The sequence below is a fragment of the Tomitella biformata AHU 1821 genome, from assembly GCF_000524475.1.
Taxonomy (GTDB): Bacteria; Actinomycetota; Actinomycetes; order Mycobacteriales; family Mycobacteriaceae; genus Tomitella; species Tomitella biformata.
On record NZ_BAVQ01000083.1, the window covers coordinates 228,636 to 237,837 of the forward strand.

The 9,202-nt window shown below is 64.6% G+C and carries 9 protein-coding genes and 2 pseudogenes; 9 read left to right on the top strand and 2 right to left on the bottom strand.

Going from position 1 to position 9,202, the window contains the following annotated elements; translation table 11 throughout:
* Positions 1–49: 49 nt before the first annotated feature.
* From dapB to TBIF_RS21300, 5 genes and pseudogenes are all read left to right on the top strand, one after another.
* A complete protein-coding gene (gene dapB / locus TBIF_RS21285) occupies positions 50–796 on the top strand; it encodes a 4-hydroxy-tetrahydrodipicolinate reductase (RefSeq protein WP_024796760.1) in 747 nt (248 codons plus the stop codon).
* Positions 793–1,275 carry a hypothetical protein gene (locus TBIF_RS21290; protein WP_024796761.1) on the top strand — a complete coding sequence of 161 codons (483 nt, stop codon included), beginning with the start codon at positions 793–795 and terminating at the stop codon, positions 1,273–1,275. The genes dapB and TBIF_RS21290 overlap by 4 nt, the downstream gene beginning before the upstream one ends.
* A gap of 59 nt (positions 1,276–1,334) precedes the next feature.
* Positions 1,335–1,505: pseudogene (locus TBIF_RS21295) on the top strand (flavodoxin family protein); the annotation flags it as partial.
* Between the two features lie 41 nt (positions 1,506–1,546).
* A complete protein-coding gene (locus TBIF_RS25530) occupies positions 1,547–1,990 on the top strand; it encodes a hypothetical protein (protein WP_148302357.1) in 444 nt (147 codons plus the stop codon).
* 47 nt (positions 1,991–2,037) lie between these two features.
* On the top strand, positions 2,038–2,493 hold the full coding sequence (locus tag TBIF_RS21300; RefSeq protein ID WP_024796763.1) for a flavodoxin family protein: 456 nt from the start codon (positions 2,038–2,040) through the stop codon (positions 2,491–2,493).
* On the opposite strand, the gene TBIF_RS21305 is transcribed toward TBIF_RS21300, so the two are convergent.
* Positions 2,475–4,352, bottom strand: coding sequence for a hypothetical protein (locus TBIF_RS21305; RefSeq protein ID WP_148302358.1), 1,878 nt, complete (start codon positions 4,350–4,352; stop codon positions 2,475–2,477). The genes TBIF_RS21300 and TBIF_RS21305 overlap by 19 nt on opposite strands.
* A 446-nt stretch (positions 4,353–4,798) precedes the next feature.
* On the opposite strand from TBIF_RS21305, the pseudogene TBIF_RS26365 reads away from it, so the two are divergent.
* Positions 4,799–5,033: pseudogene (locus tag TBIF_RS26365) on the top strand (flavodoxin family protein); the annotation flags it as partial.
* A 45-nt stretch (positions 5,034–5,078) separates the two neighbouring features.
* Here the strand turns inward: TBIF_RS26365 and TBIF_RS21310 are convergent.
* Positions 5,079–5,516, bottom strand: a complete 438-nt coding sequence (locus TBIF_RS21310) for an SRPBCC family protein (protein WP_024796765.1) — start codon at positions 5,514–5,516, stop codon at positions 5,079–5,081.
* 137 nt (positions 5,517–5,653) lie between these two features.
* On the opposite strand from TBIF_RS21310, the gene thyX reads away from it, so the two are divergent.
* From thyX to TBIF_RS21325, 3 genes are all read left to right on the top strand, one after another.
* A complete protein-coding gene (gene thyX / locus TBIF_RS21315) occupies positions 5,654–6,406 on the top strand; it encodes an FAD-dependent thymidylate synthase (protein ID WP_024796766.1) in 753 nt (250 codons plus the stop codon).
* 83 nt (positions 6,407–6,489) lie between these two features.
* On the top strand, positions 6,490–7,395 hold the full coding sequence (gene dapA / locus TBIF_RS21320) for a 4-hydroxy-tetrahydrodipicolinate synthase (protein ID WP_024796767.1): 906 nt from the start codon (positions 6,490–6,492) through the stop codon (positions 7,393–7,395).
* Complete coding sequence (locus tag TBIF_RS21325; protein ID WP_084611831.1) at positions 7,396–9,168, top strand: ribonuclease J; 1,773 nt, start codon at positions 7,396–7,398, stop codon at positions 9,166–9,168. It abuts the gene before it with no gap.
* Positions 9,169–9,202: the final 34 nt, after the last annotated feature.

The window sequence follows — 9,202 nt, forward strand, 5'->3', positions numbered from 1 at the left end:
CCGGTATTCTTGTGAGCAGGTGTCAAGTGGTAGATCGAGAGAGGAATCCGTGGGCATTCGCGTAGGTGTGTTGGGGTCGGACGGCAAAGTGGGGCAGGCGATGTGCGCGGCGGTGGAGGCCGCCCCGGATCTTGAGTTAGCCGCGGCCCTCGACCGCGAGGATCCGCGGCAGGGCCTCGTCGACGCCGGGGTCGAGGTCGTCATCGACTTCACCCACCCGGACGTGGTGATGGGCAATCTTGAGTTCCTCATCGAGAACGGCATCCACGCTGTTATCGGCACCACGGGCTTCGACGAGGACCGGCTGGCGCAGGTCCGGGAGTGGCTGGCGGCTCGGCCAGCGGTCAGCGTGCTGATCGCCCCGAACTTCGCTATCGGCGCGGTGCTCTCGATGCTGTTCGCCCAGCAGGCGGCCCGCTACTACGACTCCGTCGAGATCATCGAGCTGCATCACCCGCACAAGGCGGACGCCCCGTCGGGCACCGCCTACCGCACGGCCGCGCTGGTGGCCCAGGCCCGCCGCGAGTCGGGTCTGGCACCCTCGCCCGACGCCACCACCGTCGAGCTCGACGGCGCGCGTGGGGCCGACGTCGAGGGGGTCCGGGTGCACTCGATCCGCCTGGCCGGCCTCGTCGCGCACCAGGAGGTCCTGCTGGGCACCCAGGGCGAGACGCTGACCATCCGGCACGACTCGATGGACCGGAACTCTTTCGCCCCCGGCGTGCTGCTCGGCGTGCGCAACGCCGCGACCCGCCCCGGCCTGACCATCGGCCTCGAGCCGCTCCTGAACCTGTGAGCGCGTCAGCCCCCCAGGGCGCGAGCAGGGTCAAGCTGATGATCGGCATCATCGTGGCGGCCCTGGCCGTCTACTTCGTGGTGCTGGGCCGTCAGGCGATCAGCCTGATGACCGACGGCAACATCGGGCTGCTGGTGATGGGCATCGCGGTGATGGTCCTGCCGCTGCTCGGCGTGTGGTTGATCTACGGCACGCTGCGCACCACGTTTGACCATGACCGGCTGGCCCGCCGCATCTTCGAGGAGGGCCGCACGATGGATATCTCCGAGCTGCCCAAGCGCCCGTCCGGGCGGGTGGAGCGCGAGGCGGCGGACGAGCTGTTCGCGCGGTACAAGCTGGAGTGGGAGGCCGACCCCGACAGCTGGCGCACCAACTACCAGCTCGCCCGCGCCTACGACGTGGCGGGGGACCGGAGCCGGGCACGCGAGATCATGCGTCGCGCGGTGGCGCTGGAGTCCGCGGAGCGAGCGGCGCGCTAGTGGCGCCCGCCAAGACGCTGCTCATCGTCCACCACACGCCCTCCCCGCACTGCCAGGCGATGTTCGAGGCGGTGGTGGCGGGCGCGAGCGACCCCGAGATCGAGGGCGTTGAGGTGGTCCGTCGGGCCGCGCTGACAGTGTCGGCGTCCGACTTCCTCGCGGCGGACGGGTACCTGCTGGGCAGCCCCGTCAACCTCGGCTATATCAGCGGCGCGCTCAAGCATTCTTTTGTAGCTAACCCCCCTATTGCCTGTACGGGGAGGTCAGCGGCGTGAGCACCCAACTGTGGACGATCGTGGGTGTCGCTGTTGGCGCTCTTCTGTCCTTCCTTGCACAATGGATTCTCGCATATCAACAGCGATCTGATGAACGCGATCGTGAGTTACGAAGGACGCAGCGCGATGTCTACACGCGATTCCTTGCCGCAGTGCACCGGACCGACCAAGCAGTAACCAAGTTCTCGAATAACGACCCCAACGAGGTTGCAGCATTTGAGGAGCTGCGGCAGGCGAACATCGAGCTCCAGGACTGCATCGCCGCAATCGGACTCATGTCCCCACGCGATTCGTACGATGCTGCGTCTCAACTCGCGGATGCGTCCCTCTTGTCTTGGGAAGGCGGATCGCATTCGACGGCTAACGCAAAGCGCCGGGATGCCACATCCGCAGCTTTTATCGCCCTTGCCCGCAGGGATATTGGTGTGAAACTGCCGTGATGCCACATCTAGGTAAGAGTCCCGTCGCAACGAGAACGGAAGAATAGATGCCTCGACTTCTGATCATCCACCACACACCGTCGCCGTATACGCAGGCGATGTTTGAGGCGGTGATTTCCGGTGCCACTGATCCTGAGATCGAGGGCGTGGAGGTCGTGCGCCGCGCAGCTCTCTCGGTGTCATCCTCGGACTTCCTTGAGGCTGACGGCTATCTCCTCGGGAGCCCGGCGAACCTGGGATATGTCAGCGGTGCCCTCAAGCACGCATTCGATTGTTCGTACTACCAGATTCTCGACTCGACTCGGGGGAGACCCTTCGGGCTCTACCTCCACGGCAACGAGGGTACCGAAGGAGCCGAGAAGGCGGTCACGTCGATCACCACCGGACTCGGCTGGGTCAAGGCTGCTGATTACGTGGCGGTGTCAGGCAAGCCGAGCAAGGAGGACCTCGAACAGTGCTGGAACCTCGGCGCGACGGTCGCAGCTCAACTCATGGAGGGCTGAGAGCGGCTCGGGTTGTCTCGGCGCGGTGAGTTTCGGTGATCTCTGATCATTTTGGTAAGAGTCTCTTGGTTCCGAAGCATCCGCTTAGGAATCGGTGCTAGAAGCTTGGCCTTGTCGACTAACTGCCTCAACGACAACGGCATAGGGAGCGCCAGCCACCACCCGATGAAATCAGCGATGTCACGGCCCGGAGAGTATCGCTCCGCTAGCCCCTCTATCAGCGATAGTTCACTGATGCTGATCGGAACCGGCGCATTGGTACTACCCTGTAGGTCTCTGAAAGGCTCGACAGCACGTTGTCTCCAGTCAAACTGTACCGATGTGATGCTCGATAGCCCGTTGTCCGGCACGACGACAAACGGATAGAAGACGGGGTTGGCGTCGATCCCGAACGACGTAGTCTCACGAATCTTCTTTGCGGTCGCTACTAGCTGCTCGAACTTTTTGGCAACGAAGGCTTCTTCGATGTCCTTGTTGAACTCTTCGACTGATGCAATCCCCTGCGCCAGGTTGGCACCGAGGTGGTGGTTGGTGGCGTCGAGCAAAAAGCAAGCACGTCCGGCAACCAGCACGAAATCGCAGACCGATGGTGGCGCGCCTCGACGTTCCGCCCATTCCTCCTGCATCTCGGGCTCGGTCACGACCCTCGTGATCTTCTGGCTACGCGAAGCGATCTGTTCGAGAGCGTCACCAACAGTCCGTTCGAACGCGTAGTTCATGGCTTGACTGAAGGCCTCAGCAGTAGAACCTTTTGTGGGTCGCCCGAATGCGAAGAAGGTCTGCCAATAGAGCTGCGCCCCGAAGAATCGGTCGATGACCCATTGGTAGCGAAGGGCAGATAGGTTCCCGTTCTCCTGCGCGACGAACGGGCGCTCGGTGAAAACGTAACGCTGATCGAGAACGGGCCCCCGTGAGCGGTCTTTTTCCAGACGGGTTCGGAATCCAGATATGGTGTAACTCATATTTTCGTACACGAATTCCACGGCTTCTTCGACTGCACCATCGGCGAGAAGGTCATCCCTGGTGCTGTCATAATTGCCGGCCAGCACGCGCTCGGTGAGAATCTGGCCCACAACCATGACGTCGAGGAGGGCAACGCCGTTAGCAAGTTCAAATGCAGAAGCCGGGGTATCGCCGACACGCGCATCCGTGACCCGCTCTGGCCAGGGCTGAAACCACAGGTCGAATGTCGACGCAAGAATCAGCTCCAGCTTCACCGGGGCATTGCTCTGAAGGTTGGCGAGTTCGCTGAGGGCCAATTCGCGGTTGGCAAGAATGCTCTGCTCGGGGGTGTATGAGGCGATCTCAGCCATAAGCCTCTGCAATTCGGCTGGGTCCGGATCTGGGTCCGCATCGAGCGGGCTGCTATCAGCCAGTTGCTCTGTTGTGATCGACATGATGAGTTCGAGAGCCGCTGCGACCGAGATGTCACCACCGTCGGGCTCAGTGTGGCCGAGTTCAAGCACTTCGCGCATCAACTGCGTCATTGAGCGTGGTGGGATAAGACGATGTGTCCGGCCCACCTTGTCATCAAGCAGAGTGACCCAACTGGGGTCTGCTTCGGTCAGAAGCCGCCGCTCGACTGCCCCTTCGGTCCAGTCAGTTGTGGCTGCGACATCGAGTTGTGACTGGATCGAGACGAGGGGCTGCAACGCCGAGGCGAGGTTGAACTGACGCAGGAACTCGAGGCGCTTCGGGCGGTCCATCGCCGCTAAACCAGCGTGGCCAGAAACGATTGGGAACATCGGCGTTCCCAGCAACTCCTGTGCCTGCTCATGGGTCATGGCGTCGGCGCCGCGCGCACGAGGGTTTGCGCGCGTATTTTGTGGGCGCGGACCCTTCCGTTTTTTCTTGCCCATCGGCGATCAGCCTCCACGAGTCGGATAAGTGCCTGCCGAAGAGGGATCGACGGCTCGCCTACCGTAGCTGGACGGAACGCTGCGTTGGGTGGACTTCCGCACCGACACAGCCTGGGTTGCGCACGTCGGCCACATCGTCCACGCCGCTCACCCGATCTGCTTGCTCAAGTAGGCCGACATGGAGGACACAGCAGCTCCCTCCCGACGGCGGGCAGCAGCGTCTGGGGAGGCGAAAGTCATCCTCCTACCGACTGCGTGGACCGCCACGTTGTGAGCAACGACCAACGCGGCGGGGCTATCCGGCGGGTATTGACCCTTCTGTCACTGGACCGCTGCCGTTTCGAGATTGGACGGATCGCCCGTTGGCATTGTCGCTAGGTACGCGGACGTAGATGAGGGCTCTTAGCGGGACGGTCATAGTAGAGGAGTTTAGATCACAATTAGACGCCTTCGACGTGATCTACTACCAGATTCCTCGACTCCACGCGCGGCCGGCTGTACGGGCTGTACCTGCACGGCAATGAGGGCACGGAGGGGGCGGAGCGTGCCGTCGGTGCCATCGCCACCTGCCTCGGCTGGGCGAAGGCCGCGGATTATATCGTCGCGTCCAACAAGCCCACTAAGGACGACCTTGGGGCGTGCTGGGAGCTCGGCGCGACGGTGGCCGTGCAGTTCGCTTAAGCAAGCCCCCGGCGATATCCGTCGGGGGCTGACTTATGCGGATGGCTACTTGCCGCCCTCGATCCACTTCTTGAGGCCCTTGGTGGCCACCTCGATGCCGGACTTCTGAGCCTTCTTCACGATGAACCCGGGCAGCGGGATCTTCAGATCGATGGTCAGGTCGAAATCGGCCTTGGTGCCATTGGCGGTCGGCGTGAGAACATAGCCGCCCTCCTGCGTCTTCTGCTGCGTGCTCTCGACCAGCGACCACTTGACGGACTCGTTGCCGTTCCACGTGTACTCGACCACCTGCTCATCCGTCACCCCGACGACCGAGATCACCATGCGCACGCGGTTGGGCCGGCCGTCCTCGTGGCGGGACTCAACGGTCGCGCTCCGGTGCGGGCCCGACCACTTCGGCATGTCCTCGATGGCCGCCAACGCGTCCATCACCTCCGCCGGAGTCGCCTTGATCTCGATGTCTGCCTGGCCATGGGTTGCCATTGATATCCCTAACTGGTCTGAGGATCATCCGTTCGGTGCATTGAATCACGAAGCCCGCCGCGCCAGGGTTCGACACTGGCAAACCGTCGCTAACCCGTGCCATTAGGCTGGGACCCAATCGCCAACGAGGAGTATTTGTGCCGAAGACAGTGCCACTGGACGTGCAACTGGTCGCCAAGACCGAGTTCTTCACCCCCCCGGAGGTGCCCTGGTCGACAGACGCCGACGGCGGAGAGGCGTTGGCGGAGTTCGCAGGTCGCGCCTGCTACCAGAGCTGGGACAAGCCGAACCCGCGGACTGCCACCAACGAGGGGTATCTACGGCACATTCTCGAAGTCGGGCATATGTCCGTGTTCGAGCACGCCAGCGTCAGTTTTTACATCACGGGGCTATCTCGGTCCTGCACCCACGAATTGATCCGGCACCGCCACTTCTCCTTCTCCCAACTGTCCCAGCGCTATGTTCCGGAGCACGACGCGAATGTGGTGCCGCCGCCTGCCATTGTGGGGGACCCAGAGCTCGAGGCGCTGTTCCTCGACGCCACCGAGGCCAGCCGGGACGCGTACGGGAAGCTCCTGGACGCGCTCGAGCGGAAGTTCGCGGACGTGCCCAACGCGATCCTGCGGCGCAAGCAGGCGCGCCAGGCGGCGCGGTCGGTGCTGCCGAACGCCACGGAGACTCGCCTCGTCGTCACCGGGAACCTGCGCACCTGGCGGCACTTCATCGCCATGCGGGCCACCGAGCACGCCGATGTGGAGATGCGCCAACTCGCCATCGAGTGCCTGCGCCAGCTGATGGCGGTGGCCCCCACGGTGTTCGGCGATTTCGACATCGCCACGCTTGCCGACGGCACCGAGGTCGCCACGAGCACGTATGTCACCGAGGGCTGAGCCGGCCGCGCCGAAGGCCGGACTGGGCCAATCCGGGTGTGTGGCTGACAATCGGCCGTTGCCAACAGGTAGCGTAGTCAGCCATGAGCACTGCTGACACTGCAAACACCGCCGAGCGTCAGTTCGGCACGGTCCTGACCGCCATGGTGACTCCGTTCACCCATGCTGGCGCGCTGGACCTGAAGGCGGGCGTGCGGTTGGCCAAGCACCTGGTGGACAGCGGTTGCGACGGTCTGGTGCTCGCGGGCACCACGGGCGAGTCCCCGACCACCACCGAGGCCGAGAAGCTGCAGCTGATGGAGGCCGTGCTGGCCGAGGTGGGGGACCGGGCCCGGATTATCGCCGGGGCTGGCAGCAACGACACGGCCCACAGCGTGGATTTGGCGAGGGACGCGGCCAACGCGGGCGCGCACGGACTGCTCGTTGTCACCCCGTACTACTCGCGGCCACCGCAGCGCGGCCTCTACGAGCACTTCATCGCGGTGGCGGACGCCACCGCGCTGCCCGTCATGCTCTACGACATCCCGCCCCGCTCAGTGGTCCCCATCGAGCCGGAGACGCTACGACTGCTGGCGGACCACCCGCAGATCCTGGCGGTGAAGGACGCCAAGGGCGACCTGAACGCGGGCGCGGACCTGATTGCGAACACTTCCCTCGAGTTCTACTCGGGCGATGACCCCCTGAACCTGCCGTGGCTCTCTGTTGGCGCCATCGGCTTTGTCAGCGTCATCGGGCATTTGGCGGCCGGCCGCCTGCGTGAGCTTCACTCCGCGGTCCGTGCCGGTGACCTAGTCACCGCGCGCGCGATCAACGCCTCGCTGCTGCCGCTTGTACACGCGGTCAGCGCGCTCGGCGGTGTCACGGCGTCCAAAGCCGGGCTGCGGCTGCAAGGAATCGATGTCGGCGATCCCCGACTACCTCAGATAGCTCCGACGCCCGCGCAGATCGATGCGCTGGCGGCGGACATGCGTGCGGCAGGGGTTTTATAAATGAGTAGTAGCAAGGGTCGGCAGCGGCCATCACGGCCGTCGAATAATGCGCGGAAGGGCTCCGGACCGGCGACCAGCTCCGCGCCGATGGCGCGGCTCGGGAGCCCGCCGAAGCTGCCCAAGAACGGCCTGCGGGTCGTGGCGCTGGGCGGCATCGGCGAAATCGGCCGCAACATGACGGTCTTCGAGTACCGCGGAAAACTGCTGATCGTGGACTGCGGCGTGCTCTTCCCCGAGGACCAGCAGCCCGGTGTGGACCTGATCCTCCCGGACTTCTCGTACATTGAGGACCGGATGGACGACGTCGAGGCGGTGATCCTCACGCACGGGCATGAGGACCACATCGGCGCGATTCCGTTCCTGCTGCGTCTGCGTGATGACATCCCCATCATCGGCGCCCAGTTCACCCTCGCGCTGATCGCCGCCAAGTGCCGCGAGCACCGCCAGCAGCCGAAGTTGGTGCTGGTCACCGAGGGCGAGAAGACCACCCACGGCAACTTCGAGTGCGAGTACTTCGCCGTCAACCACTCCATCCCGGACGCCCTGGCGATCGCCATCCGCACCCCGGGCGGGACCGTGCTGCACACCGGCGACATCAAGCTGGATCAGCTGCCCCTCGACGGCCGGCTGACCGACCTCGGTGGGTTCTCCCGCTTGGGCGACGAGGGCGTCGACCTGTTCCTGGTGGACTCCACCAACGCCGAGGTCCCCGGGTTCGTGACGCCGGAGCGCGAGATCGGCGCGGTCCTCGACAACGTCATCGGCAAGGCGACACAGCGCGTCATCGTCGCGTCGTTCGCCAGCCATGTGCACCGCATCCAGCAGATCGTGGATGTCGCGCACCGCTACAAGCGCCGCGTCGTGTTCGTCGGCCGCTCCATGGTGCGCAACATGGCGATCGCCGAGGACCTCGGCTACCTGAAGATGCCTCCGGGCGTCGAGGTGGACATCGACACCGCGGCAGGCTTGGGCGACGACAAGGTCGTGCTGGTCTCCACCGGCTCCCAGGGCGAGCCCTTCTCGGCGCTCTCCCGGATGGCCCGCGGCGACCACCGTCAGATCAACATCCGTGCGGACGACCTGGTGATCCTGGCATCCTCGCTGATCCCCGGCAATGAGAACTCCGTGTTCGCCGTCGTCAACGCGCTCTCCAAGCGCGGCGCCGCCGTCGTGACCCAGCAGAATGCGAAGGTCCACGTCTCCGGCCACGCCTCCGCTGGCGAGCTGCTCTACCTCTACAACGCGGTGCGCCCGAAGAACGCGATGCCCGTGCACGGCGAGTGGCGCCACCTGCGCGCCAACGCCGCGCTGGCCGCCGCCACCGGTATCCCGGAGGAGCGGATCATGCTGGCTGAAGATGGTGTCGTCGTCGACCTTGTCGATGGTGTCGCGACGATCACCGGCCAGGTCCCCGTCGGCATGGTGTACGTCGATGGGCTCTCGGTGGGCGATGTGGGCGAGTCCACGCTGTCGGACCGTCTGGTTCTGGGGGAGGGCGGGTTCATCTCGATCTCCGTCGTCGTGGACCGGACGACCGGCCGCGCCGTCAGCACCCCGCAGGTCGTTGGTCGCGGCTTCTCCGACGACCCGAAGGCGTTGCGCGAGGCGGTCGCCGTCGTCGAGAAGGAACTGAACAACCTCGCCGCGGAGGGCATCTCTGATACCCACCGCATCGCACAGAACCTGCGCCGCGTGGTGGGCCGCTGGGTAGCGGAGAAGTACCGCCGTCGCCCCATGATCGTGCCGACCGTGATCGCGGTCGATCAGCACTAAACCGTGTGTGGGCAGTGTGGCGGGGGGGGGGGGT